Source organism: Ruegeria sp. CL3 (assembly GCF_056536505.1).
Genome location: NZ_JBQFPT010000011.1, coordinates 114197 through 138648 on the forward strand (window position 1 = coordinate 114197; position 24452 = coordinate 138648).

At 59.9% G+C, this 24452-nt stretch carries 25 protein-coding genes; 11 read left to right on the plus strand and 14 right to left on the minus strand.

The window, feature by feature from the left end; all coding sequences use genetic code 11:
• Window positions 1-19: 19 nt before the first annotated feature.
• Window positions 20-871, minus strand: coding sequence for a bifunctional DNA-formamidopyrimidine glycosylase/DNA-(apurinic or apyrimidinic site) lyase (gene mutM / locus ACR0NO_RS16875; protein ID WP_480724805.1), 852 nt, complete (start codon window positions 869-871; stop codon window positions 20-22).
• Between the two features lie 86 nt (window positions 872-957).
• Here mutM and ubiE point away from each other — a divergent pair, with 86 nt between their 5' ends.
• Entirely contained in the window at window positions 958-1710 is a 753-nt protein-coding gene (gene ubiE / locus ACR0NO_RS16880) for a bifunctional demethylmenaquinone methyltransferase/2-methoxy-6-polyprenyl-1,4-benzoquinol methylase UbiE (protein ID WP_480724806.1), read from the plus strand.
• The gene (gene ubiB, locus ACR0NO_RS16885) at window positions 1711-3240 is read left to right on the plus strand and encodes a 2-polyprenylphenol 6-hydroxylase (RefSeq protein WP_480724807.1); all 1530 of its coding nucleotides are present in this window, start codon (window positions 1711-1713) and stop codon (window positions 3238-3240) included.
• A 97-nt stretch (window positions 3241-3337) separates the two neighbouring features.
• On the opposite strand, the gene ACR0NO_RS16890 is transcribed toward ubiB, so the two are convergent.
• Entirely contained in the window at window positions 3338-4513 is a 1176-nt protein-coding gene (locus tag ACR0NO_RS16890) for an acetyl-CoA C-acyltransferase family protein (protein ID WP_480724808.1), read from the minus strand.
• A gap of 120 nt (window positions 4514-4633) precedes the next feature.
• On the opposite strand from ACR0NO_RS16890, the gene ACR0NO_RS16895 reads away from it, so the two are divergent.
• From ACR0NO_RS16895 to ACR0NO_RS16920, 6 genes are all read left to right on the plus strand, one after another.
• Window positions 4634-5197, plus strand: a complete 564-nt coding sequence (locus ACR0NO_RS16895) for a helix-turn-helix domain-containing protein (protein WP_480724809.1) — start codon at window positions 4634-4636, stop codon at window positions 5195-5197.
• Between the two features lie 200 nt (window positions 5198-5397).
• Complete coding sequence (locus ACR0NO_RS16900; protein ID WP_480724810.1) at window positions 5398-6585, plus strand: glycine C-acetyltransferase; 1188 nt, start codon at window positions 5398-5400, stop codon at window positions 6583-6585.
• The gene (locus ACR0NO_RS16905) at window positions 6582-7532 is read left to right on the plus strand and encodes a PLP-dependent cysteine synthase family protein (RefSeq protein ID WP_480673235.1); all 951 of its coding nucleotides are present in this window, start codon (window positions 6582-6584) and stop codon (window positions 7530-7532) included. The genes ACR0NO_RS16900 and ACR0NO_RS16905 overlap by 4 nt, the downstream gene beginning before the upstream one ends.
• Window positions 7533-7551: 19 nt before the next feature.
• Window positions 7552-8580 carry an L-threonine 3-dehydrogenase gene (gene tdh, locus ACR0NO_RS16910; RefSeq protein WP_480724853.1) on the plus strand — a complete coding sequence of 343 codons (1029 nt, stop codon included), beginning with the start codon at window positions 7552-7554 and terminating at the stop codon, window positions 8578-8580.
• Between the two features lie 64 nt (window positions 8581-8644).
• The gene (locus ACR0NO_RS16915) at window positions 8645-9520 is read left to right on the plus strand and encodes a tryptophan 2,3-dioxygenase (RefSeq protein WP_480724811.1); all 876 of its coding nucleotides are present in this window, start codon (window positions 8645-8647) and stop codon (window positions 9518-9520) included.
• Entirely contained in the window at window positions 9520-10359 is an 840-nt protein-coding gene (locus tag ACR0NO_RS16920) for an alpha/beta hydrolase (protein WP_480724812.1), read from the plus strand. Before ACR0NO_RS16915 ends, ACR0NO_RS16920 begins: the two co-directional genes overlap by 1 nt.
• 28 nt (window positions 10360-10387) lie before the next feature.
• On the opposite strand, the gene ACR0NO_RS16925 is transcribed toward ACR0NO_RS16920, so the two are convergent.
• The 7 genes from ACR0NO_RS16925 to pip all read right to left on the minus strand — a co-directional run bounded on the left by ACR0NO_RS16925 (window position 10388) and on the right by pip (window position 18696).
• Window positions 10388-11152 carry a caspase family protein gene (locus tag ACR0NO_RS16925; protein WP_480724813.1) on the minus strand — a complete coding sequence of 255 codons (765 nt, stop codon included), beginning with the start codon at window positions 11150-11152 and terminating at the stop codon, window positions 10388-10390.
• A 260-nt stretch (window positions 11153-11412) separates the two neighbouring features.
• On the minus strand, window positions 11413-13887 hold the full coding sequence (gene infB / locus ACR0NO_RS16930; protein ID WP_170470980.1) for a translation initiation factor IF-2: 2475 nt from the start codon (window positions 13885-13887) through the stop codon (window positions 11413-11415).
• A gap of 8 nt (window positions 13888-13895) precedes the next feature.
• Window positions 13896-14519 (minus strand): RNA-binding protein, encoded by a 624-nt coding sequence (locus ACR0NO_RS16935; RefSeq protein WP_480724854.1) that lies wholly within the window; start codon window positions 14517-14519, stop codon window positions 13896-13898.
• 23 nt (window positions 14520-14542) lie between these two features.
• Window positions 14543-16153 (minus strand): transcription termination factor NusA, encoded by a 1611-nt coding sequence (gene nusA / locus ACR0NO_RS16940; protein WP_170463030.1) that lies wholly within the window; start codon window positions 16151-16153, stop codon window positions 14543-14545.
• Window positions 16153-16743 carry a ribosome maturation factor RimP gene (gene rimP, locus ACR0NO_RS16945; protein ID WP_480724814.1) on the minus strand — a complete coding sequence of 197 codons (591 nt, stop codon included), beginning with the start codon at window positions 16741-16743 and terminating at the stop codon, window positions 16153-16155. Before rimP ends, nusA begins: the two co-directional genes overlap by 1 nt.
• 160 nt (window positions 16744-16903) lie before the next feature.
• On the minus strand, window positions 16904-17722 hold the full coding sequence (locus tag ACR0NO_RS16950; protein ID WP_480724815.1) for an ABC transporter substrate-binding protein: 819 nt from the start codon (window positions 17720-17722) through the stop codon (window positions 16904-16906).
• On the minus strand, window positions 17719-18696 hold the full coding sequence (pip, locus tag ACR0NO_RS16955) for a prolyl aminopeptidase (protein WP_480724816.1): 978 nt from the start codon (window positions 18694-18696) through the stop codon (window positions 17719-17721). Before pip ends, ACR0NO_RS16950 begins: the two co-directional genes overlap by 4 nt.
• Before the next feature lie 49 nt (window positions 18697-18745).
• Between pip and ubiG the strand changes: the two genes are divergently transcribed.
• Window positions 18746-19492, plus strand: coding sequence for a bifunctional 2-polyprenyl-6-hydroxyphenol methylase/3-demethylubiquinol 3-O-methyltransferase UbiG (gene ubiG, locus ACR0NO_RS16960; protein ID WP_480724817.1), 747 nt, complete (start codon window positions 18746-18748; stop codon window positions 19490-19492).
• 397 nt (window positions 19493-19889) lie between these two features.
• On the opposite strand, the gene ACR0NO_RS16965 is transcribed toward ubiG, so the two are convergent.
• From ACR0NO_RS16965 to ACR0NO_RS16980, 4 genes are read right to left on the minus strand one after another with little or no spacing between them, the layout of a single operon-like run.
• Window positions 19890-20330, minus strand: coding sequence for a MarR family winged helix-turn-helix transcriptional regulator (locus ACR0NO_RS16965; protein WP_170379967.1), 441 nt, complete (start codon window positions 20328-20330; stop codon window positions 19890-19892).
• Window positions 20331-20344: 14 nt separating this feature from the next.
• Entirely contained in the window at window positions 20345-21175 is an 831-nt protein-coding gene (locus ACR0NO_RS16970) for a carbon-nitrogen hydrolase family protein (RefSeq protein ID WP_480724818.1), read from the minus strand.
• Window positions 21175-21432 carry a glutaredoxin 3 gene (gene grxC / locus ACR0NO_RS16975; RefSeq protein WP_170379965.1) on the minus strand — a complete coding sequence of 86 codons (258 nt, stop codon included), beginning with the start codon at window positions 21430-21432 and terminating at the stop codon, window positions 21175-21177. The genes ACR0NO_RS16970 and grxC overlap by 1 nt, the downstream gene beginning before the upstream one ends.
• A gap of 38 nt (window positions 21433-21470) precedes the next feature.
• Window positions 21471-22235 (minus strand): double zinc ribbon domain-containing protein, encoded by a 765-nt coding sequence (locus ACR0NO_RS16980; protein WP_480724819.1) that lies wholly within the window; start codon window positions 22233-22235, stop codon window positions 21471-21473.
• On the opposite strand from ACR0NO_RS16980, the gene ACR0NO_RS16985 reads away from it, so the two are divergent.
• Both ACR0NO_RS16985 and hemH read left to right on the plus strand, forming a co-directional pair.
• The gene (locus ACR0NO_RS16985; RefSeq protein WP_480724820.1) at window positions 22216-23046 is read left to right on the plus strand and encodes a class I SAM-dependent methyltransferase; all 831 of its coding nucleotides are present in this window, start codon (window positions 22216-22218) and stop codon (window positions 23044-23046) included. The two genes, ACR0NO_RS16980 and ACR0NO_RS16985, sit on opposite strands and share 20 nt — an antisense overlap.
• A 56-nt stretch (window positions 23047-23102) precedes the next feature.
• On the plus strand, window positions 23103-24152 hold the full coding sequence (gene hemH, locus ACR0NO_RS16990; protein ID WP_480724821.1) for a ferrochelatase: 1050 nt from the start codon (window positions 23103-23105) through the stop codon (window positions 24150-24152).
• A gap of 75 nt (window positions 24153-24227) precedes the next feature.
• Here the strand turns inward: hemH and ACR0NO_RS16995 are convergent, their stop codons facing one another.
• Complete coding sequence (locus ACR0NO_RS16995; RefSeq protein WP_170379961.1) at window positions 24228-24410, minus strand: hypothetical protein; 183 nt, start codon at window positions 24408-24410, stop codon at window positions 24228-24230.
• Window positions 24411-24452: the final 42 nt, after the last annotated feature.

A 24452-nucleotide genomic window follows, 5' to 3' on the forward strand; every position in this document is an offset into this window, starting at 1 on the left:
GCGATTTCGCTGGATCAAGCTATCTTTGGCATTGCGCACAATAGAAGGATGAGCGACCGGACTGGGTGATTCTCTTGATTTCGGCACCGCAACCCTGGGTTCGGCAGGGTTCGCCTTCGCGGCCGTAAACATCAAAGCTGTGCTGAAAATATCCAAGTTCTCCATCGGCTTGACGGAAATCTTTCAGTGACGATCCCCCTGCCTCGATCGCGTCCTGCAACACCTGCCGGATAATCGGCACAAGGGCCGCGACACGTGCCGCAGAAATCTTTCCGGCCTTGCGACGTGGCGACACCTTGCCGCGATAAAGCGCCTCGCAAACGTAAATATTCCCCAACCCGGCAACGATTCCCTGATCCAGAAGTGCCGATTTGACCGGCGTGTTCTTACCCTTGAACGCGTCAATCAGGTGCTGTTCGTGAAAATCATTGCCCAATGGCTCTGGCCCCAGAACGGACAGCAGTTTGTGGTCTTCTGCGGTTGCGGTTGGCAGCAAATCCATGGCCCCGAACCGGCGCGGATCGTTGAAGGTCACGCGGGCACCATTGGCCATGTGGAACACGACATGGTCATGCTTTTCGGGCATCGGATGGTCATGGACGAACTGCCCCAGCGGATCACCCGACACTGTCATACGCCCCGACATACCCAAGTGAATCAACAACGTCTCGCCACTGCTGAGATCTGCCAGAATGTATTTTGAGCGCCGCCGCAGGCGCTGAACCGCCTGACCCGTCAACCGCTCGGCCATACGCTCCGGAAAGGGCCAGCGCAGATCGGGACGGTTCACATCGGCATGCTCGATGACCACCCCCTCCATCGCAGGGGTCAGGCCGCGTCTTACTGTCTCGACCTCAGGCAATTCGGGCATTAGATGGCTCCTATTCCAAAGGGCCGCATTGTGCCCGCCTCTGATGGCCCTATAACAGAGGCGAAATTCGACAAACGGCAAGGCAAATGTCCGACAACAGCGACAAGACCACTCATTTCGGGTTCGAAACCGTCCGCGAGGCTGACAAGGCCGGGCGCGTACAGGGCGTTTTCAACTCGGTGGCCTCGAAATACGACGTGATGAATGATGTCATGTCGATGGGCATCCACCGGGTCTGGAAAGACGCGATGATGGACTGGCTTGCCCCGCGCCCCGGTCAGCGCCTGCTGGACGTCGCAGGCGGCACCGGAGACATCTCGTTCCGTTTCCTGAAACGCGCGGGCTATGGCCACGCCACCGTTCTTGACCTGACCGAACCAATGCTGGTCGAAGGCCGTCAGCGGGCTGAGGCCGACCAGATGTCGGATAGCCTGAACTGGGTCGTCGGCGATGCGATGTCTCTGCCGTTCGAGGACAACACCTTCGACGTCTACACGATCTCCTTCGGCATCAGGAACGTCACCCGCCCGCAAGAAGCGCTGAACGAGGCCTATCGCGTTTTGAAACCCGGTGGTCGCCTGATGGTGTTGGAGTTCAGCCAGTTGCCCAACGATGGGCTGCAAAAGCTCTATGATCTCTACAGCTTCAACGTCATCCCGCGCATGGGCAAGCTGATCGCCAATGACTACGACAGCTACCAGTACCTCGTGGAATCGATCCGCAAGTTCCCCGATCAGGAGACATTCCTGAGTATGGTCCGCACCGCCGGTTTCGAAAACGCCAAATACCGTAACCTAAGCATGGGAATCGCCGCGTTGCATTCCGGCTGGAAGATCTAAATGCGCGGCCCTCACAACATCATACGCCTGATCCGAACAGGCGCCACGCTAGAGCGCACGGGCGCCATGGGTGTCGTGCTGGACGCGTTCGAAGCCCCCCGCGCGGTCCGCTTTGTGGCCCACGCGCTTGGCAAACCGTTTCAATGGCTTGGGTACAAGGGCGATCCAGAGATGCCCCCTGCCACACGCGCGCTGACCGCGCTGGGTCCGGCGTACATCAAATTCGGACAGGTCCTGTCGACCCGGCCCGACGTGGTTGGCAACGAACTGGCCGAGCAACTGCGCGTATTGCAGGACAAGCTGCCCCCTTTCCCGAAGACCGAAGCCATGGCCGAGGTCGAGAAAGAGCTGGGCCAGCCGATCTCAGAAATGTTCAGCGAGTTCAGCGAACCGATCGCTGCGGCCTCGATCGCTCAGGTTCACAAGGCCAAGCTGACCAGCACAGGAGAGGACGTCGCCGTCAAAGTCCTGCGTCCGGGAATCGAGCGCGCCTTCCGCAAGGATGTCGACGCGTTCTATTTCGCCGCCCGCATGGTACAACTCTGCGCCCCGGGCGCGCGCCGCCTCCGTCCAATGGAAGTGATCGAACATTTCGATGGCGTAGTACGGGGTGAGCTGGACTTGCGTCTGGAAAGCTCGGCAGCCTCGGAATACGCTGCCAACACCAAGGATGATGGAGGATTCTGGCTGCCTCCGGTCGTGTGGTCTCTGTCCGCGCGCCGTGTGATGACGCTCAGCTGGGCGGATGGCATCCCGCTTGGCGACAACGACGCTCTGGACGCCGCGGGCCATAACCGCCGCGATTTGGGCGAGCGTGTCCTGCGCCTGTTCCTGCTGCACGCCCTGCGCGACGGCTACTTCCACGCCGACATGCACCAGGGCAACCTGAAGGTCGCCGCCAATAGCGATATCATCGCCTATGACTACGGCATCATGGGCCATATCGACGAATACACCCGCCGGGTCTATGCCGAGATTCTTTTTGGTTTCATCCGCCGCGACTATAAACGCGTGGCCGAGGTGCATTTCGAGGCCGGATACGTCCCAGCCAATCAAGACGTCGACGAATTCGCCCGCGCCCTGCGCGCGGTAGGAGAACCCATCTTCGGCATGGACGCCACCCATATCTCGATGGGCCGCTTGCTGAATTACCTGTTCGAAGTCACCGAACGCTTTGGCATGGAAACCCGAACCGAGCTGATCCTGCTACAGCGCACCATGGTTGTCGTCGAAGGCGTCGCTCGATCACTCGATCCGCATATCAATATATGGGAGGTCGCGCGTCCGGTCGTCGAGGATTACATCAAGAAATCCATCGGCCCCCGCGCGGCGCTCCGCGACTTTGGCAAAACCGCTTTGGTTCTGGCTCGGTTCGGCCCACGCCTACCCGCGCTGGTGGAAGACGCCCTGATCGCGCAAACGCAAAAAGACGATCAGACCAACTCCCGCCTGTGGTCCAAAGCCCTTCCCGCCACGCTCGGAGCCGTGGCAGGCGCTGCTTTGGTCCTGTTGCTAACAGCGCTCAGCTAGGCGCAATCCGCCTGCTTCATCTGGCTGAAAATATCCTCGGGGGGAATCGCGCCCAGCGGCGCGATGGGGGCAGACAGCCCCCCTGCCCAACTCGAAGTCAGAGCCTTTCGATGGCAATCGCGATACCCTGACCACCGCCGATACACATGGTGATCAGACCTTTGGAGCCTCCAGTCCGCTCCAACTCATACAAGGCCTTCAGCGTGATGATCGCACCTGTCGCACCCACCGGGTGACCCAACGCAATCGCACCACCGTTCGGGTTTACCTTGTCGGCATCCAGACCCAGCTCTTTGTTCACGGCCAGAGCCTGCGAAGCAAAGGCTTCGTTGCTTTCGATCACGTCGAAGTCTTCCACCGTCAGGCCGGTCTTGGCCAGCAGGTTCTGAACCGCAGGCACCGGACCAATGCCCATCACTTCGGGGCGGACACCAGCGTGGCCGTAACCCAGAATTCGCGCTTTCGGCTTCAGACCAGCTTTCTCGGCCGCTTCTGCCGTGGCAAGAACCATCGCCGCCGCACCGTCATTGATGCCAGAGGCGTTACCCGCCGTTACCCTACCATCCTTCTTGAACGCCGGACGCAGACCCGCCAGCGCCTCAATCGAAGTCGCCTTGGGATGCTCGTCGACCATGAAATCAACCATGTCGCGCTTAACCTTGACCTGAACCGGCGCGATCTGGCTTTGGAAATATCCGGCCTCAATGGCAGCAGCGGCGCGGGTCTGGCTGGTAAGAGCGAACTCATCCATCTGCTCGCGTGTGACCTGATGTTCATCAGCGACGTTCTCAGCTGTCACACCCATATGGCCGGTGCCAAAGGGGCAGTTCAGCGCACCCAGCATCATGTCCAGAGATTTGATATCGCCCATCTTGGCACCCCAGCGCGCCTGCTGCAGGATGTAGGGGCTGCGCGACATGCTCTCAGCCCCACCAGCCACTGCAAATTCGGCATCGCCCAGCATCAGCGATTGCACCGCCGACACAATCGCCTGCGCCCCTGAACCGCACAGACGGTTCACGTTCATCGCGGGGGTTTCGACCGGGATACCTGCCTGTTTGGCGGCCGCACGCGACAGATACATGTCGCGCGGTTCGGTGTTGATCACATGGCCAAACACAACATTGCCAATCTGGCCGCCTTTGACGCCCGACTTCTCCATCGCGGCTTCGGTTACAACGGTCGCCAGATCAATCGGTGCGGTCGAGGCCAGGGCACCCCCAAACGTTCCAACAGCCGTACGGGCCCCATCCAGAATGACGATATCTTTCATGTCTCTACTCCCAGCTTGGATTTGGCGACACTATGCATCTGCGAAACAAGGCTGTCCCATGGGACGTACCGTCACAAGCAGAATTGACAACCCACCATGAAAAGCGCATCAGATTCCGTCATGACGGAAAACACAGACGATATCCTGACCCTTCTACCCGCCCGCCTGAAAGAGGCGCGCCGCGCCAAGGGCCTGTCGCTGGAAGCTGTTGCCAATCTCAGCGGCGTATCTCGATCAATGGTCAGTCAGATCGAACGGGGCGAAAGCAGCCCGACCATCTCAACCCTGTGGAACCTGACGCGGGCCTTGCAGGTGGATTTCGCAGGGCTGCTAGAAGAGACCAAAACCTCGGACCAGATCGAGGTTCTGCGCCAGGCCGAGGTGCCCAGCATCGACAATATGGGAAAGAACTGCCGCATCCGTATCCTGTCGCCCCCGGAAGAGGCCGGAGGACACGAGGTCTACGACATCCGCTTTGACCACGACGGCACGCTGAACAGTCAGCCGCATGCCCGCGGCACACGCGAACAGTTGACGGTTTTGGAAGGTGCGGTGCGCGTCACCTCGGGCACTGCGATATCTGAGATGCAGCAGGGCGACACCGCCCGATATGCAGCTGATGTGACCCATTCCATTTCTTCTAAGGGCCCCGCGCGGGTCTTTCTGATCGTCAAAAACGCCTAGGGCGTTTTGCGTTTTACCCGAGGCAAGGCCATCGAAATGCGCGTTCGACCGCAGGGAGAGGCAGCGTATTTCGTTTCAAATCAAACGCAAAACGATACACATTCCGCCTTCACGGAAATTTTTCCCGTATAGTGTAATTCTCCTATTTGGGAATTGTATCCGTTATGTTAGACATCCGACTCAGAAGAACGGAGGTCGCCATGGCAGATGCATTCCTGTCCCATATCACGGACACCCTCGCGCAGATCGAATCCGAAGGTCTGTATAAACGCGAACGCATGATTACATCGCCTCAGGGCGGTGAGATCACGGTGGGCGACAAGCAGGTCATCAACCTGTGCGCCAACAACTATCTGGGGCTGGCCGACCATCCCGCGTTGATCGACGCCGCCACAGATGCAATGGGCCCCAAAGGGTTCGGCATGGCCTCGGTCCGGTTTATCTGCGGCACGCAGGACATTCACCGCGAGCTGGAACAGAAGCTGGCCGAGTTCCTGAACAAGGATGACTCGATCCTGTTCGCCGCCTGTTTCGACGCGAACGGGGGGCTGTTCGAACCCCTTCTCGGCCCCAAGGACGCCATTATCTCGGACAGTCTGAACCATGCCTCGATCATTGACGGGGTACGGTTGTGCAAGGCCAAACGCTATCGCTATCTGAACAACGACATGAACGACCTTGAAGCCTGGCTCAAGCAAGCGCGCGAGGATGGGGCGCGGCATATCATGATCGCGACCGACGGCGTGTTTTCAATGGATGGTTACCTCGCCAACCTGCCGAAAATCCGCGAGCTGGCCGATAAATATGACGCCATCGTCATGGTCGATGACTGCCACGCCACCGGGTTTATGGGACCGAACGGCGCGGGCACACCGGATCATTTCGGTGTCGATGTCGACATCCTGACGGGAACCTTGGGCAAAGCACTTGGGGGGGCAATCGGCGGTTATATCGCCGGGCCGCAGCCAGTGATCGACCTGCTGCGGCAGCGGGCGCGGCCCTATCTGTTCTCGAACTCGCTGCCGCCCTCCATCGTCGCCGCCGGGATTGAGGCCATCCGTCTGGTCCAACAAGGCGACATGCTGCGCGCGCAGCTGTTCGGAAACGCCAAATACTGGCGGGCGGGGCTGGAGAAGCTGGGTTTTGACCTTTTGCCGGGTGAACACCCGATCATTCCGGTCATGCTGGGAGACGCGACTTTGGCGCAGGATATGGCGGCCCGGTTGTTTGACGAAGGCGTCTATGTCTCAGGCTTTTTCTTTCCCGTGGTCCCGCGCGGGCAGGCCCGGATCAGAACCCAGATGAACGCCGCACTGACAAGGCAGGAGCTTGACCAGGCGCTTGCCGCATTTGAGAAAGTCGGCAAAGAGCTTGGAGTCATCAAATGACCTTTGCCTCTGTCATCGACGCCATCGGCAATACCCCTTTGGTGGACCTGTCGCGCATCTGCCAGCAGCTTCAGCTGGACGGTCGCATTCTGGCCAAGCTGGACTATCTGTTGCCCGGATTCTCGAAAAAGGACCGCGCGGCAAAATCCATCATCGAAATGGCCTGCGCCGATGGAACGCTTGCGCCAGGGCAAACTGTTGTCGAGCTGACCTCGGGCAATATGGGAACCGGTCTGGCGATTGTCTGCGGAATCATGGGCCATCCGTTTGTCGCCGTGATGAGCGCCGGAAACTCGGTCGAGCGCGCGCGTATGATGCGGGCGCTGGGGGCAGAGGTGATCATCGTGCCGCAGGCCGAGGGCAGCAAACCGGGTGAGGTTTCGGGCGCTGATCTGGCGCTGGTGGATGAGGCGGCGCAGAAAGTCACAGCAGAACGCGGCGCGTTTCGCGCGGATCAGTTCGGTCATTCGGGTAACCCAATAGCGCATTCAACAGGGACCGGGCCGGAAATCTGGGAGCAGTCTGGCGGTGCGGTCACGGCCTTCTGTGATTTCGCCGGTTCAGGCGGCACCTTGGCCGGAGCAGCGGCATTCTTCGCGCCGCATGGCGTGCGGTGTTACGCCATCGAACCCGAGGGCGCACGGGCCTTGGCTGGTGAAGTCGTCGACACGCCCGACCATCCGATACAGGGCGGCGGCTATGCCATGGCTGACCTGACCCATGTGAACGGCGTCCCCCTCGCGGGGCACCTTTCGGTGTCAGGCAGCGCGGCCCGAGATTGCGCCCGGTTGCTCGCACGCAGCGAAGGGATCTTTGCCGGATACTCAGCCGGCGCGAACCTTGCCGCAGCGATCGATCTGCTGCGCGGCCCGGAGCGTGGCGGCTGCGTCGCGATCGTCATTTGCGACAGTGGTCTGAAATACCTGTCCACCGATTTATGGGAGTAGTGCAATGCGTCCCAACACAATGAAAGCGCTGGAAAAATCAGAATCCAAGGAAGGCCTGTGGATGGTACAGGCCCCGGTGCCCGAGATCGGCCCGGATGAGGTGCTGATCCGGATCAACAAGACCGGCATCTGCGGGACCGACATTCATATCTGGAACTGGGACGACTGGGCCGCAGCAACCGTTCCCGTTCCGATGATCACCGGTCATGAGTTCGCGGGTGAGATCGTTGAGATCGGCCGCAACGTAACCGGGCTTGAGATCGGGCAGCGTTGCTCGGGCGAGGGGCACCTGATCGGAACAGACAGCCGTCAGAGCCGCGCGGGCAAGTTCCACCTCGACCCCGGAACGCGCGGCATAGGCGTCAACGAACAAGGCGCGTTTGCGCAATATCTGAAACTGCCTGCCTTCAACGTCGTCCCCCTGCCCGACGACGTGCCTGACGAAATCGGAGCCATTCTCGACCCTCTTGGAAACGCCGTTCACACCGCGCTCAGCTTTGATCTGCTGGGGGAGGATGTGCTGATTACAGGCGCTGGGCCGATTGGCATCATGGCCGCTGCCGTCGCCCGCCACGCAGGCGCTCGCAACGTGGTCATCACCGACATCAACCCTGACCGCCTGAAACTGGCCGAACACGTGGTGCCAACGGTCCGCACAGTCGACGTCTCCAATGAGGACCTGCAGGATGTCATCGCCGAGCTAGGATTGAAGGAAGGTTTCGATGTGGGGCTGGAAATGTCCGGCTCGCAAATCGCGCTGGACCAAATGGTCGAGGCGCTGGTGATGGGGGGAAAGATCGCTTTGCTGGGTATTCCGCCCGGCAAATCCCCTGTCGATTGGTCCCGCATCGTGTTCAAGGCCATCACCATCAAGGGCGTCTACGGGCGCGAGATGTTCGAGACCTGGTACAAGATGATCGCCATGCTGCAAAACGGCCTGGATGTTAGCCGCGTGATCACCCATCAGATGAAAGTCGACGATTTTGCCGAGGGGTTTGCGGCCATGAAATCCGGCCAATCCGGCAAGGTGGTTCTCGACTGGACCTGACCCTCTGGCGCTGCGCGGGCTGACCCCTTACACATCGGGGAACCTCAGGCGTTTGGAGGAGCAAATGAGCGACACTGACAGGTATCTGGAACGCGGGATCGAAGACTCTCTGGTCACCGATTTCACCGAGACCCATCGCAAAAGCTATGGCGATTTTCTGCAACTCAAGACGCTGCTGAACCTGCAGAAGACCTTTCAGGACCCCGCCCAGCCCGATGAGATGTTGTTCATCATCATCCATCAGGTCAGCGAGCTGTGGCTGAAACTGATGCACCATCAACTGGTCGAGGTGCGCCGCTTCCTGCAGCAGGACGCGTTTGGTCCGGCGATGAAAAACCTCGACCGCATCAAAGCCATCCAACATCAGCTGATCGCGGCATGGGAAACTCTGCTGACCATGACGCCCGCCGACTACATGACCTTTCGGCAGGCACTTGGCAGTTCCTCTGGGTTCCAAAGCTATGGCTACCGCCAGATCGAGTTCATTTTGGGCAACAAGGATCCATCGACCCTGAAGGTTCACGCCCATGATCCCGAAGTGATGGAGATGCTGAACGCGGCCCTCACCAAACCGTCTCTCTATGACGAGGTGCTGCACATGCTGGCCCGCCAAGGCTTCGACGTGCCTCAGGACCTGCTGGAGCGGGATTATGCGCAGCCCTACTCCGGCGATCCTCGGGTGGTGAAAATCTGGGTTCAGGTCTTTCGCGACACCGAAAAACACTGGGAGCTTTATGCGCTGGCAGAGAAGCTGATGGATGTGGAATGCCTGTTCCAACGGTGGCGGTTCGATCACGCAACCGCCGTTGAACGTGTTATCGGGATGCAGCCGGGAACAGGAGGCTCCAGCGGCGTCGGCTTTTTACGCAAAGCATTGGAATTGCGCTTCTTCCACGATTTGTATGATATGCGCACAGAACTGATCTATGCGGGGGACTGATGCTGTATCGCGGGTTTTCACAGGCTGAACTGGAACAGGAATATTCGCCGAGATCAATGATCGGCGGTGATCTGACGCCTTACATTGCAAGCTATAGCGCCCTCAGTGCGCAAGCGAGGGCCAGTCTGACGGTTCAGGAAAATCTGACCTATGGCGGAGGCCCGGCACAGGTTCTGGATTACTTCCCAGCCGCCGAAGCAGGCGCGCCGCTGCATGTCTTTATCCATGGCGGCTATTGGCAGGCCCTCAGCCAGCGCGAGTCCGCCATGATGGCACCGGCGTTGATTGAAGCGGGTCAGGCTTTTGCGGCACTGAACTACACTCTGGCCCCTGATGCCCGCATCGCGGACATGATCGATGAGTGCCGTGATGCGCTACTCTGGCTGGCGTCGCAGGCTGAGTCCCTGGGGTTTGACCCCAGCAGGATCACCTTGTCAGGGCACAGCGCAGGGGCGCAATTGGCCAGCATGGTCATGGCGCAATCTGCAAACGCTCTAGCCCGCGCCGGGTTGCGGGTGCGCGACGTGATTCTGATCAGCGGGGTTTACGATCTGGAGCCGATCAGCCTGACTTCGGTCAATGATCCGCTGCAACTGACCCCAGTTGAGGTCAACGACCTGTCCCCCATCCGTCACGTGCCCCGCCCCGGACCACGCTACCACGTGACCGTGGCCGAGAGGGACACCCCGGAATTCATCCGCCAAAGCCGCGACTACGCCGAGCACCTGCGCAAGGCCGGACACTCTGTCAGCTTCGATCTGAAAAAGGGGATGCAGCATTTCGACATCATCATGCATCCCGGGACGTTCACAGCTTCAAAGCAGTCGGGAACGTCCTAGCCTTCGCGATGCACGGGTCTGACCCCTGTCAATTCGCACTCGGGTCCTTGATGCCAATCCGTATGTTCAGGGATGACCGGGCCCAAGGGGATTGCACTCCGTCCGTTTCGCCAATCACATCCGTGCGCACCTGATCAAACATCTGCTCAAGGGTGAGACCTCGGGTTCCGATCGCACGCGCAATGGCTGCTGTGTAAGGGCTGTTGGTCCCAGTCCCGTCCAAAGCGACGTCGCCGGGTCCGGTGGCATAAGCGATCAGGTTGTTGGTGCGGGCCGTCATACGCGCAAGCCCGTCGCCGACATCCAGTGCACCGTCCGTTTCACTTCCAAAAGGATTGTCGCGGCACGCGTCCAGAATCATGACACTAACGGCCTGAGGTGTGTGAATGCGATCGAGAACCCACTCGGCCGGGACAGCCTGATCTGAAATATCAGCCTCGGACTGAATGTTCACGCCGAGCGGAAGCAGGTAGTTGAAATCATCACTGCGCACCCCGTGCCCGGCAAAATAGAACACTGCCAAAGCCTCGGACCCCGCCGCGCGTACGGTGCTGGCAAAAGCCTCAACCTCCTGCTCCATCTCTGCGCGGCTTGCATCCGTCAGTGTCGTGACCTCAAAACCCACACCGCGCAGCTCTTCGCTCATCAAGCGCGCGTCGTTCACAGGGTTGTCGAGGGCGGGGACAGTTGTGTACCCAGCATTTCCGATCACAAGGGCGAACCGCTCATGCGCCAATGCGGGTCCGGCGATCAGGGTGATGACAAAGTAGAGTGCTGTAAAAAAACGCGTCAAATCTATCTCCAAATCCTGTCGAACGAGAGAAGTAGGTCTCTTCCTTTGGCCCTTAAGTGCTGCAAGTCCGTTCAATCACGACCAATAGTAAATCAAGACCGGGCCTCGAAAGTCCATATACGAACTTGTTACAGCCCCCTGCATAGCTTGAATGTAACGAGGAACACGTTGAACTAAAAAATAGACGCAGATCGCGATGTGCCAAAAAAAACAGCGGCCCAAGTCGAGCCGCTGTTTTCAAACTTACTTGCAGAACCGGATCAGTCCAGCGTGCGGGTGACTTCTTCGCGCTCGAAGATTTCGATCACGTCGCCTGCGCGGATATCGTCGTAGTTCTCGAACGCCATACCGCATTCCTGACCCGACTGAACCTCGGCCACTTCGTCCTTGAAGCGCTTCAGCGTCTTCAGCGTGCCTTCGTGGATCACCACGTTGTCGCGCAGCAGACGGACGCCTGCGGAGCGGCGGGCAACGCCTTCGGTGACCAGACAGCCAGCAACCTTGCCGACGCCAGTGACCTTGAAGACTTCGCGGATCTCGGCGTAACCGATGAACTTCTCTCGGATCTCGGCGCTCAGCAGGCCGGAAGCGGCGGCTTTCACGTCATCCACGAGGTCATAAATCACCGAGTAGTAGCGGATCTCGACACCCTTCTGGTTCGCGGTGTTCCGTGCCGATGCGTTGGCACGGACGTTGAACCCGAAGATCGGTGCGCCGGAGGCTTCTGCCAGCCCGACATCCGTCTCGGTGATCGCACCCACGCCCGAGTGCAGAACGCGCACGCGCACTTCGTCGTTGCCGATCTTCTCCATCGCCTGAACGATGGCTTCGGCCGAACCTTGTACGTCCGCTTTCATCAGAATCGGCAGCTCGGTGACGTTTTCGTCTTCCTTGGCCTTCTGCATCAGCTGCTCAAGGGTGGTCGCGGCACCGGCGGCGGCGCGTTTGTCCTTGGCGGCTTGCTCACGATAGGCAGCAATCTCACGCGCCTGCGCTTCGGTCTCGGTCACGTTCAGAACGTCACCGGCTTCGGGCGTACCGTTGAGACCCAGAACCTCGACCGGAACCGAGGGGCCAGCTTCCTTAACGCGGTCACCCTTGTCGTTGATCAGCGCACGCACCTTACCGTATTGCTCACCCACAACGAAGATATCGCCCTGACGCAGCGTGCCGTTCTGAACAAGAACGGTGGCCACGGGGCCGCGACCCACATCCAGCTGCGCCTCGATCACAGCGCCTTGGGCGGCGCGGTCGGGGTTGGCTTTCAGTTCCAGAATTTCGGCCTGCAGCGCGATGGCTTCCAGCAGTTCGTCCAGACCCTGGCCGGTGATGGCAGAGACTTCAACGTCCTGAACATCACCCGACATTTTCTCGACGATCACTTCATGCTGCAGCAGATCGGTCCGCACCTTGTCCGGGTTTGCATCTGGCTTGTCGACCTTGTTGATCGCCACGATCATCGGCACTCCGGCCGCTTTGGCGTGGTTAATCGCCTCGATGGTCTGCGGCATCACGGCGTCGTCCGCCGCAACAACCAGAACCACGATATCCGTGACCTGAGCACCGCGCGAACGCATCGACGTAAACGCCGCGTGGCCCGGAGTATCCAGGAATGTCAGCGTGGTGCCGCCATCGGTTTTCACCTGATAGGCGCCGATGTGCTGGGTGATGCCACCGGCCTCACCGGCCACAACGCGCGCGTCGCGGATTGCATCCAGCAGCGAAGTCTTACCGTGGTCAACGTGACCCATGATGGTGATGACTGGCGGACGCGGCTGCAGATCGTCTTCGCTGTCTTCGACCTCTTTGATGACGTCTTCAACATCCGAATCGGAGACACGAGTGACCTTGTGGCCAAACTCTTCGATGATCAGTTCCGCTGTGTCAGCGTCGATGGTCTGGTTCTGAGTAACCATCATGCCCATCTGCATCAGCGACTTAACAACATCAGCGACACGTTCGGCCATACGGTTGGCGAGCTCTGAGACCATGATGGCCTCGGGCAGCTGAACGTCACGAATGACCTTTTCGCGTTCAACCGAACCGCCCATGGCTTTCTGACGCGCACGCTCTTGCTTGCGCTTCATCGCGGCCATAGAGCGTTGGCGGTTGCCTTCGCCACCGGTGGCCTGACCCAGTGTCAGTTTGCCCGAACGGCGGTTGTCGTCACGGCCTTTGCCACGACCACGCTGTTCACGTTCACGATCCTGCTTGCGCGGAGCAGCTGCTGGCGCAGGCTTGCTGGCCGGGCTACGGGCCGCTTTGGGCTCTTCCGGGGCCGGGGCGGCAGCAGCGCGTTTGGCAGCTTCCTCCGCCTCTTGGCGCTTGCGCTCTTCCTCTTCGGCCTTGGCGCGGGCTTTCTCTTCGGCCTCACGCTGTTCGCGTTCCTTGGCCTCTTGTTCCGCACGGCGACGGGCGCGTTCTTCTTCACGCGCCTTTTCAGCTGCCTCACGGGCGGCGGCCTCTTCGACCTCGCGCGCTTTGGCGGCTTGCAATGCCTTCATCCGGCGGGCCATTTCCGCGTCGGAGATCCCGGCAGGACGGCGCGACGGATCACCCGAGGGCGTTGCTCCGCCACCCGGCTTTCCGGCACCCGGCTTGGGGACCACCACGCGCTTGCGTTTGGTTTCCACCACGACATTCTTGGTGCGTCCGTGGCTGAAACTCTGTTTCACATTTCCGGGGCGTGCCCCGCCACGAAGACCCAATGTCTTTTTGCCGTCATTATCGCTCATAAAGCTTCTTACCCTTCCGCGCGGCCCCTGCCGCCGTCATCCGTTTCGCGCAAGCCACGCAGGCGCTGCGCTTCCTCTACAACACGTTTGGCGAGTCCGCCAGAGGCCAGCGCCGCATGAATCACGGTTTGGCGCCCAAATGCCGCCCCTAACTCGTCTGCCGTGAGCCATCCAATGTATTTTCCGAAGTGCGGCGTGCTGAGTTTCGACTTACCGCGCCCCGATCCATCGCTGGCCTGAATCAGTACCTGAGCCTCTTCCCGGTCCAGCCACGTCTTGACCTTTTCGTATCCGGCGACCGCATCGCCGGACTTACGCGCCAGGCTGAGAAGCTCAACCACACGACGCGCGACTTGTTTTTCGACCTCGTCGGCCAGGTCCGCTTGGGCCGAGACCTGCGACTTGAACCCGCGCGAGAACAGCTTTTTGCTGACCGCCTTGTCCAAGGCTGCGCGATCTGCCGCCACATAGACCCCGCGTCCCGGCAATTTCGCCGCGACATCGGGATAGACCTGACCATCCGGCCCCGTCACAAAGCGGATCAGCCCGTATTTGGGCTGAACCTCGCCCGTGGCGATGCACTTGCGCTCAGGTCCGTCGGACCGATCTTTATGGACGCCACCGCGACCCATCTCAGCCACCCGAGGCCCTGAGATCAGGCCTCAGCCTCCTCTTCGGCTTCAACGTCTTCTTCTGCCTGCTCAAGCTCAGCCGGATCAACCCAGCCCAACATGATACGAGCAGTCATGACCAGATCCTGCGCCTCTTCCAGCGTTACGCCGAACGGCTCAAGCACACCGTCATCCTTGATACGCTCACCATCGACCGTGGTCCAGCCACCGGCCAGTTCCCAGTCAGCACAGGTTGCGAAGTCTTCCAAAGTCTTCACATCATCCTTGGCCAGCGCTTCTACCATCTGGGGTGTCAGGCCTTCGAATTCAATAAGGCTGTCCTCGGCACCCAGAGCGCGCGCAGCATCCAGCGCGGCCTTGGCCTGCGCCTCAAGGAAATCGCGGGCACGGGCCTGCAGTTCCTGCGCGGTGCCTTCGTCGACGCCGTCGATGACCAGCAGTTCGTCCAGCTCAACATAGGCAACCTCTTCGAGGTTGGTGAAGCCTTCGGAAACCAGCAGCTGGGCAAAGAACTCGTCCAGATCCAGGCTGTCCATGAACAGCTGGGTGCGGGCTTCGAATTCTTTCTGACGACGCGCCGATTCCTCGGCTTCGGTCATGATGTCGATGTCCAGGTTGGTCAGCTGGCTGGCCAGACGCACGTTCTGACCACGGCGACCGATGGCGAGGGACAGCTGTTCTTCAGGAACCACAACTTCGATCTTACCGGCTTCTTCATCAAGAACCACCTTGGAAACCTCGGCAGGCTGCAGAGCGTTCACCAGGAAGGTCGGCTGATCTTCGTTCCACGGGATGATGTCGATCTTTTCGCCCTGCAGCTCGTTCACAACGGCCTGCACGCGGCTGCCGCGCATACCAACGCAGGCACCGACGGGGTCGATCGAACCGTCATACGAAATCACAGCGATCTTGGCGCGCGAGCCGGGGTCACGGGCCACGGCCTTGACCTCAATGATGCCGTCATAGATTTCCGGCACTTCCATTTTGAACAGCTCGGCCATGAATTCCGGCGCGGTGCGCGACAGGAAAATCTGGTGGCCACGAACCTCGCGGCGAACTTCTTTGATGTAAGCACGCACACGGTCATTCGGGCGATAGCTTTCGCGGCCAATCTTGTCATTGCGGCGCAGAACAGCCTCGGCACCGCCCAGATCGACGATGACGTTGCCAAATTCTTCACGCTTGACCGCGCCGTTGATGATGGTGCCTGCGCGATCCTTGAATTCTTCGTACTGACGGTCACGCTCAGCTTCGCGGACCTTCTGCAGGATCACCTGCTTGGCGGATTGCGCCGCGATACGGCCCATTTCAACCGGCGGGACCTCTTCAACGAAGACGTCGCCAACCTCGGGCGATTCCATGTACTGACGCGCCTGCTCGACAGTCATCTCGGCCTGGTAGTTTTCCAGTTCCTCTTCCTCGACCACGGTGCGGACGCGGGTGAAAGTCGCCTTTCCGGTCTTGCGGTCGATGGAAACACGAATGTCCATTTCCGCGCCGTAACGGCTCTTGGCGGCACGGGCGAGCGATTCCTCCATCGCTTCGACAACCAGACCCGGGTCGATCATCTTTTCGCGGGCCACGGCCTCGGCGGTCTGCAGCAGCTCCAGCTGGTTGGCTGAGGTGATTGCCATCAGTTCGTCTCCTCTTCGGACCCTTCGGTCTCAATCTCGTCGAAAGCGTTTTCGTTCAGGGCGCCGGCGTCTTTGCGCTGGCGCAGCATTTCCTTGATCAGGTCATCGGTCAGGACCAGCTTGGCGTCGCTCAGCCAGTCGAATTGCAGACCGATGGTGATCGTCTCATCCCCCTCGGGGATATTGATCAGAACCTCATCCCCTTCGATCCCGGCCAATTCACCCTTGAAGCGGCGGCGACCGTCGATCAGCTCGGCAGTTTCGATCTTGGCCTCATACCCTTCGAAATTCTCAAAGTCCTTGAGACGGGTCAGAGGGCGATCAATACCGGGGCTCGAGACCTCAAGCGTATAGGCGTCAAGGATCGGGTCCTCGACATCCAGCGTGGCGCTGACGGCGTTTGAAATCTCAGCGCAGTCATCCACTTCGATACCGCCATCGGGCTTGTCAGCCATGATCTGCAGCGTGGTCTGCTTGCCGCTCATCAAACGGACGCGGACGAGTTCATACCCCAGATCCTCAATCACGGGGGTGATGATCTCGGCCAGTCGCCGGTCTATGGCCGCTTTGGCTATCAGGTCGTTTGTCATCAGGTTCTCTACCCTATCGATCGGGCACAAAAAAACGGGCGCGCGGCCCGTCGAATTTTCCGGTGGAGCCTTGAACCAGAAGTCCAACGCGCCGCTGTTGCAACTGCATATACGCAGGAGTTCCCGAGTCTGCAACCCCCGGCGCGATTCGTGATCAGATTTACGCCAACCACCACCGTTCGGCGATGCGACCGTCGTCCAGCGTGGCTTTGCCGATCTGCCTTGGCATCCCAACCTGAGCTGCCACGGCCAGCGCCATGTCCGATTCGCTCGGGTAATAGCGCAGCCCCCGCTGGGATTTCAGTTCGCCTCTTTCGGGCAGGGCTGCAATGTCCACATATCCGTCACGCAAGGCTTCGGCGCGGACGCGCGCATCAGGGATCACGATGATTTCCACTGTATCGGCCCAACCGGCCTGACCGTCCTTGTAGTGACCCGCGACTTTGCGACCCAGGAAATGACGCCCATCCTCGGCCCGCTCGACCCGGTAGCAACCGGTCCCGTTGGCCGCGTGCAGAGGCGTAACCGCCTGCCCATCGCGCGTTACGACAAAACGGCTATCAGCCAGCAGGAAAGGAAGACCGGGATTGGCTTCGGCCAGCTCCAGCCCCACGTGATCGGCAGCCAGGGCCTCGGCCTGACCGAGTTCGGCCAGCATGGCCACAACATCATCGGCGTGCAGCGCCGTTCCATCGTGGAACGGGACGTCTTGGCGCAGATTAAACCGCCAGATGCGCGCGTTGTCTTCCGTCTGCCATCCTGTCGCCAACTCCCCACGCAATGTGCCATCCGGTGCGATCTCGGTCAGGGTATCGAACACGGCCCCACGGGCCAGCTGCTCCAAACTGTCATCGCGCGGAACTGCCAGCCGCAGCGCGCCACCTTTCTTCGGAGTATCGGCCAAAGACGCCCCTGTTGCCGCCAGCAGCGCAGCGGCGGCACCCGAGGCAAACAGGGCACGGCGGTCCATCCGGGTCATGCGACCCCCTCGGCCACGCGGTCCATTATTCGGACCAGCTCGGCACTTATTCCGGGTTCCGACAGGGCGTGGCCTGCATGGCGAACCATCTTCAGTTCGACATTGGGCCAGCGCTCGGCCAAAGACCACGCCGCCTGAGGCGGGCAGATCATGTCATAGCGCCCCTGCACGATATGTCCGGGGATATGCGCGATGCGATCCATCTGATCCAGAATCTGCCCATCCTTCTGCAGGAAGGCATTATTGGTGAAATAGTGATTCTCGAGCCGCGCGAAGGCCCGCGCGTATTCACCGGGGCTTTCGCCGGTCGATCCATTCGAATGGATCGACGCTAGGGCGTTCTCCCACGCTGACCAAGCGCGCCCATAAAGGACCTCGGTTGCCCGGTCGCCCGAGAATAGACGTTTGTTGTAGGCCGCAATCGTATCCGACAGCTCTTCCTCGGACAGCAGGGCTGTGAATTTTGTCCACTGCTCGGGCCAGAACTTGCCCGCGCCGCCGCCGTAGAACCAATCCAGCTCGGCCTGCGTCGCAAGAAAAACCCCGCGCAGGACTAGACGGCTGACGCGATCCGGGTGCGCCTGCGCATAGATCAACGCCAGAGTCGCGCCCCAGCTACCGCCAAACACGGTCCATTCGTCAATATCCAACAGCGACCGCAGTCGCTCGATGTCCTCAACCAGATGCCACGTCGTGTTGTCTTCGACTGAAGCATGAGGCCGCGATTTCCCGCATCCGCGCTGATCAAACAGAATCACCCGGAAGACACTTGGATCAAAGTACCGCCGCATCGCAGGGCTGCAGCCACCGCCCGGCCCCCCATGCAGCACAACCACCGGCACCCCGTCGGGATTGCCACTTTGCTCCATATAAATCTGGTGCCCATCGCCCACACTGACCAACCGCTGATCAAAAGGATCGATCGGCGGGTAGAGATATTGCACTGCGCGCTTTTGGTCCGGGTACTTGTCCATTATGGCCCTATATAGTCCTTAAGACTTAAAAGAGCATACGGAGACAGGAATGCAAGCGCATCCGAACACGGTCGACCCATCCGAGATCGCTAAATTCGAGGCGATGGCAGCGGAATGGTGGGACCCGCATGGGAAATTCAAACCTCTGCACATGCTGAATCCGTGTCGTCTGGACTATATCACACAGCAAATCGCGGGTGAGTTTGACCGCGACCTGACCGCGCCTGTGCCGTTTGAGGGTCTGCGCCTTCTGGATATCGGCTGCGGTGGCGGGCTGCTGAGCGAACCCATGGCCCGCCTTGGGGCCGAGGTGGTGGGGGCCGACGCCGCCGAGGGCAACCTGCCCGTCGCGCGCATCCATGCCGAGCAATCGGGCCTTGAGATAGACTATCGCCACACCACCGCCGAGGACATGGCCGCTGCAGGCGAGCAGTTCGACGTTGTGCTGAACATGGAAGTGGTCGAACATGTTGCCGACCCGCTAAGCTACCTGACCGCCACGCAACAATTGCTGAAACCCGGCGGGCTCGAGATTTGCTCGACCATCAACCGCAACCCGAAATCCTATGCCATGGCCATCTTCGGGGCCGAGATTGTCATGCGCTGGCTGCCACGCGGCACACATGAGTGGAACAAGTTCATCACCCCCGATGAGCTGTTCGAACTACTACGCCAAGCAGGGCTGGAGCCGGTGGACCGCAAGGGATTCGTCTTCAACCCGATCCTCTGGAGCTGGTCGATCTCAGACAGGGATTTGAGCGTGAACTATGTGACGGCGAGTTTGAAGCCGGGGTAGTCTCAGCACAAATATGCGACCGATCAGCAACTGGACAATTGGGTGGTTCCTTCCGCTCTATGATCGAAATCCGCTTGTCGGAAGCGTGTCGGGCTTAGCGTGCATATTGTTTGCGCTCATTGCGATTGGTGTGTTCATGCTTGCGATCAAAGAGAACGCCGGAACTCCAATTCCGACAACCGGGCTGGTATAGGCGCCTATTGTCATCATGCCGTTGAAACCATTGTCGATGGTTATATGCCTAGCGTGCGAATTCCTATGACGGAATTTTGGCGTATATTCTCTTCTGAGAGTTAAAGGTTGCCCCATTCGCGGAAGATATGAACCTGCAGACTTGAGCAAGGTCCTCTAGCGCCCTTTAGAATCCATCACTGGTGCAGAGTAGCATTTCTCACCGCTACTCCCCCTCCAACTGCAACCGCAAATCCCTCAATACGGGCAGCGTGCTGCGGACGCGCTCCAACCCCAGCTCTCCAACCACGCGGTTGATCAGCGGAGCAATCGAGGAAATCGCCTGATCGCGCGCGCGGCGGCCAGCGGGGCTGATCGCGACCATCTTGCGGCGGGCGTCGTCCCAGTCGGGGCGGATATGGATGTAACCGGCCCATTCGAGCTTGGCCAACGTGTTGGTCATTGCACCTCGGGTCACGTGGAAGGTGCTGGCGAGTTGCGCGGGCGTCCGTTCCCCTCCGGCATAGGCCAGATGGTTCAGCACCGAGAAGTGTGAGATTTCCATGCCCTTGGGCAGCACCCGGCTCAGCCGGTTGCGCAATAGCTGGTCGGCGGTCAGGATCTCGCTGAATAGCGTGACCGCAAGGGCATTGGTGTCGTCTGTCATGGTCCGGTTCTGGTTCAGGGGCCGTCGAAAGCCCTCACATGGGTCAATGAGGGCACGCGGCGGCGCGCCTCGGACACAGAACTATCATTCAATTCGAAAAAGTGAATGCCCGGATCGGTCCCTGCGTCGATCAGAACCTCTCCCCAAGGGGCTACGACCATGCTGTGACCATGTGTGTGGCGGGTTTTACCCCGCGTTTTGGGATGCGTGCCGGTTTGCGCAGGGGCCAAAACCCAGCAGCCGGTCTCAATCGCGCGGGCGCGCAGCAGCGATTCCCAATGCGCGGCCCCTGTGACGGGCGAAAACGCCGCCGGAACCGTCAAAATCCTCGCCCCGGCCTGCGCCAGCGCGGCATGCAAGTACGGAAAGCGGATGTCATAGCAAATCGTCAGGCCGACCTTGCCGAAATCCGTCTCAGCGATCACGGCCTTGTCGCCGGGGCGGTAATTGGCCGATTCGCGGAAGGTTTCGGTCTCGGTCACCTGCACATCGAACATGTGGATTTTGTCATAGCGCGCTACGATCTGCCCTTTGGGGTCGATCATGAAGCACCGATTGGCGAAGCGGCCATCCGCATCATGGGTCTTGATCCCCAATGATCCGATCAGCAGCCACACACCCAACTCGGCGGCCTGCGCCCGCAGACCGGCCAGAGTGATGTCGTCTTCCTCATGCTGCAACACCTCGCGCTGCCGCGTGGTGCTGTTGGACACGCAATTCGTGACCTCGGGGGTCAGGATGAACTGCGTGCCCTGCTCGGCGGCCTCGGCCATCATGGCGCACACCATTTGCAGATTCGCAGCCGGATCGTCCGACGAGGTGATTTGCAGCAGAGCGGTCTTCATCACGCCGCCAGAAGACGGTCCAGCTTGCCCTGACGGTCGAGCTCATAGAGATCATCACAGCCGCCCACGTGATCGGGGCCGATGAAGATCTGCGGCACGGTGCGTTTGCCGCCGGCACGTTTGATCATCTCGGGCTTGCGCTTGGGATGCATCAGCACGTCGATTTCCTTGAACTCGACCCCTTTTTGCTTCAGCAGGCGTTTGGCCGCGTGGCAGAAGCCGCACAGAGGCGATGTGTAGATTTCAACTGGTTTCATAAATCCGTCCCTTCGGGTTTCACACGATCTTGTGCGAATTAGGCATCCTTGGCAACGCGCGCCAGCACCAACACGAAAATATGATTTGCACCCGCGGCAAGGCATGCCCGCGTACAGGCTGCCAGCGTGGCACCCGAAGTCATCACGTCATCCACCAACAGGATATCGCGCCCTTTGATGCGCTGATGCCGTTTGGGATGAGGCGCAATGACCCCATCCAGTGCCTCGGTACGTTGGGCAGCTGTTTTGCCGTCCAGAACCGGCGTGCGCGCCGTTCGCACCAAAAGGTCGGGGCAGACCTCTAACCCTGTCTCGCGCCCCAGATGCTGTGCCAGAAGCGCCGATTGGTTGTATTGCCGTTTCACCAGACGGGACCAGTGCAGCGGAACCGGAGCGATCAGCATGTCGGGCTTCAGAACCTCTCGGCCCGCTTGCGCCATCCAGCGCGCGGCGGGTTTGGCCAGTTCGGGCCGGTCACCATGTTTCAACGCCAGGATCAGGGATTTCGCCCGCCCTTTATACAGCAACGCCGCGCGCCCGTCCTGCCACGGACGCGGCGTTCTTCGGCAATCGTCACAGTCGATCCGAAAACCGTCCCTTTCGCCGGGGACGGGCATGCCGCAACTGTCGCAGACCGTCCCTCCGATGAACGGCGTGTCCCGCCAACATGTGGCACACAGGCCAAAGTCGGATTCGGTCAGCTCTCCGCAACTCATGCAACGCGGGGGATAGATCAGGTGCAACGCTGTTTGAACTCGGGGCCAAATGCGATACCTGCGGGGTATGAAAATGCCTGCGTCCAATGCACCCTCTCTGTTCGACCGAGCCACCCTGCGCCACCGCCGCGCGCGGGTTAAGGATGAGGCCCTGTTCCTGCACCGCGCCGCTGTGGACGAGGTGCAGGATCGGCTGAGCATGGTTAAAAGAGTCTTTACGGCGCCCGCGATTGTGACCCCGTTTGCGCATATCTGGCGGGATGCCCTGCACGGCGCAACACGCGTGGCGGATGAGGAAACGCTGGAGCTTACGCCCGGCGCGCATGATCTGGTGGTTCACGCGATGGCCCTGCATTGGGCCAATGACCCGGTCGGCCAGTTGATCCAATGTCACCGCGCCTTACGCCCAGACGGGTTGCTTCTGACCGTCTGTCTGGGCGGAGAAACCCTGCATCAGCTGCGCGCCGCCTTGGGGCAGGCCGAAATCGAGGTGACCGGTGGCCTCAGCCCCCGAATCGCTCCGATGGGAGAGCTGCGGGATTTAGGCGCTCTGCTGCAACGCGCGGGGTTGGCGCTGCCAGTGGCGGATGCAGTGCCTGTGACGGCAGAATATCGCGACCTGACCCATCTTATGCAGGACCTGCGCGCGATGGCCGAGACCAACGTGCTGACCAATCGATTGAAAGCCCCGACCCGCCGCAAGGTGTTCGAACGCGCGCAGAGTATCTACGCGGAACACTTCGCGACGCCTCAAGGCCGCCTGCCCGCCACGTTCGAGCTGATCTGCCTAACCGGCTGGTCGCCCGACGACAGCCAACCCAAACCGCTGCGCCCCGGATCCGCCCGGATGCGCCTTGCCGAAGCCCTTGGTACCGATGAAGGCAAACTGTCCGATTGACGACCGGATATTTCCCCTTATCTCAGGCCAGACCTAGAAAATGCAGGAAGACCCAAATGTTTGACGCCACACGCCCCGTGCATGCACCAGCCGACCACCCCAAGGTTAAAATGGGGCGCGTGGGCATCCTGCTGGCCAACCTAGGCACGCCCGATCACTACAGCTATTGGCCAATGCGCCGCTATTTGAACGAGTTCCTCTCGGACCGCCGAGTGATCGACTATCCGGCTTGGAAATGGCAGCCGATTCTGCAGGCGATCATCCTGACAAAACGCCCCTTCAGCTCGGGTGAGGCTTACAAGTCGATCTGGAATCACGACAAGGGTGAAAGCCCGCTGATGACGATCACCAAGGACCAGACCGCCAAGCTGCGCGATGCGATGCAGGCCCGCTATGGCGATCAGGTCATGGTCGATTTCTGCATGCGCTACGGCAATCCGTCTACCAAATCCAAGGTCCGGAATATGGTGGCGGAAGGCTGCGACCGTATCCTATTCTTCCCGCTCTACCCACACTATGCCGGTGCCACGACGGCAACCGCCAATGACCAGTTCTTCCGTTGCCTGATGGAGGAACCATGGCAACCTGCCAGCCGCACGGTGCCCGCCTATTACGACGAACCCACCTATATCGAGGCATTGGCCCAATCTGTCGAACGCGCCTATGCCAAGACGGAGACCAAGCCGGATGTGCTGGTCTGTTCCTACCACGGGATGCCTGAACGCTATCTGCAACAGGGCGATCCCTATCACTGCCAATGCGTCAAGACCTCACGATTGCTGAAAGAGCAGCTCGGCTGGTCGGACGATCAGCTGGTCTCAACCTTCCAGTCGCGCTTTGGCCCCGAGGAGTGGTTGAAGCCCTATACGGTCGACCACGTGGCCGATCTGGCGAAACAGGGTAAAAAGAACATCGCGGTTATTGCACCGGCGTTCTCGGCCGATTGCATCGAGACGCTGGAAGAGATCAATGAAGAGATCAAGGAAAGCTTTGAAGAGGCCGGCGGTGAACACTTCACCTATATTCCCTGCCTCAATGACGATGATTCGCATATCGCCGCTTTGGGCAAGATCATCGAAGACAATCTGAACGGCTGGCTGGACTAACCAGCCCCGACAACTGGACATGAAAAAAGGCGGTGGAAAGCTCCACCGCCTTTTCTCTGGATATTGCTCGTCGAATTAGCTTGCTGCAACAGCTGCGGCAACTACAACCAGCAGGATCAGCGGCAGGATGATGCCCTGCGATGTGCCCTGGGTTTCTTCAACAACAACAGGTGCCTCAACAACCGGCTCTTCCAGGTTACCGGCATAAGCGGTCGAAGCAGCAGCGGTCAGTGCAGCGGCGAGAACGAGTTTTTTCATATTAACCTCCAGAATCTGCACGGCTCCAGTCCGCGGAACCGC

Coding starts and splice junctions, on each gene's coding strand:
- mutM (WP_480724805.1), bottom strand. CDS start 871: ATGCCCGAATTGCCTGAGGTCGAGACAGTAAGACGCGGCCTGACCCCT.
- ubiE (WP_480724806.1), top strand. CDS start 958: ATGTCCGACAACAGCGACAAGACCACTCATTTCGGGTTCGAAACCGTC.
- ubiB (WP_480724807.1), top strand. CDS start 1,711: ATGCGCGGCCCTCACAACATCATACGCCTGATCCGAACAGGCGCCACG.
- ACR0NO_RS16890 (WP_480724808.1), bottom strand. CDS start 4,513: ATGAAAGATATCGTCATTCTGGATGGGGCCCGTACGGCTGTTGGAACG.
- ACR0NO_RS16895 (WP_480724809.1), top strand. CDS start 4,634: ATGACGGAAAACACAGACGATATCCTGACCCTTCTACCCGCCCGCCTG.
- ACR0NO_RS16900 (WP_480724810.1), top strand. CDS start 5,398: ATGGCAGATGCATTCCTGTCCCATATCACGGACACCCTCGCGCAGATC.
- ACR0NO_RS16905 (WP_480673235.1), top strand. CDS start 6,582: ATGACCTTTGCCTCTGTCATCGACGCCATCGGCAATACCCCTTTGGTG.
- tdh (WP_480724853.1), top strand. CDS start 7,552: ATGAAAGCGCTGGAAAAATCAGAATCCAAGGAAGGCCTGTGGATGGTA.
- ACR0NO_RS16915 (WP_480724811.1), top strand. CDS start 8,645: ATGAGCGACACTGACAGGTATCTGGAACGCGGGATCGAAGACTCTCTG.
- ACR0NO_RS16920 (WP_480724812.1), top strand. CDS start 9,520: ATGCTGTATCGCGGGTTTTCACAGGCTGAACTGGAACAGGAATATTCG.
- infB (WP_170470980.1), bottom strand. CDS start 13,887: ATGAGCGATAATGACGGCAAAAAGACATTGGGTCTTCGTGGCGGGGCA.
- ACR0NO_RS16935 (WP_480724854.1), bottom strand. CDS start 14,519: ATGGGTCGCGGTGGCGTCCATAAAGATCGGTCCGACGGACCTGAGCGC.
- nusA (WP_170463030.1), bottom strand. CDS start 16,153: ATGGCAATCACCTCAGCCAACCAGCTGGAGCTGCTGCAGACCGCCGAG.
- rimP (WP_480724814.1), bottom strand. CDS start 16,743: ATGACAAACGACCTGATAGCCAAAGCGGCCATAGACCGGCGACTGGCC.
- ACR0NO_RS16950 (WP_480724815.1), bottom strand. CDS start 17,722: ATGACCCGGATGGACCGCCGTGCCCTGTTTGCCTCGGGTGCCGCCGCT.
- pip (WP_480724816.1), bottom strand. CDS start 18,696: ATGGACAAGTACCCGGACCAAAAGCGCGCAGTGCAATATCTCTACCCG.
- ubiG (WP_480724817.1), top strand. CDS start 18,746: ATGCAAGCGCATCCGAACACGGTCGACCCATCCGAGATCGCTAAATTC.
- ACR0NO_RS16965 (WP_170379967.1), bottom strand. CDS start 20,330: ATGACAGACGACACCAATGCCCTTGCGGTCACGCTATTCAGCGAGATC.
- ACR0NO_RS16970 (WP_480724818.1), bottom strand. CDS start 21,175: ATGAAGACCGCTCTGCTGCAAATCACCTCGTCGGACGATCCGGCTGCG.
- grxC (WP_170379965.1), bottom strand. CDS start 21,432: ATGAAACCAGTTGAAATCTACACATCGCCTCTGTGCGGCTTCTGCCAC.
- ACR0NO_RS16985 (WP_480724820.1), top strand. CDS start 22,216: ATGAAAATGCCTGCGTCCAATGCACCCTCTCTGTTCGACCGAGCCACC.
- hemH (WP_480724821.1), top strand. CDS start 23,103: ATGTTTGACGCCACACGCCCCGTGCATGCACCAGCCGACCACCCCAAG.
- ACR0NO_RS16995 (WP_170379961.1), bottom strand. CDS start 24,410: ATGAAAAAACTCGTTCTCGCCGCTGCACTGACCGCTGCTGCTTCGACC.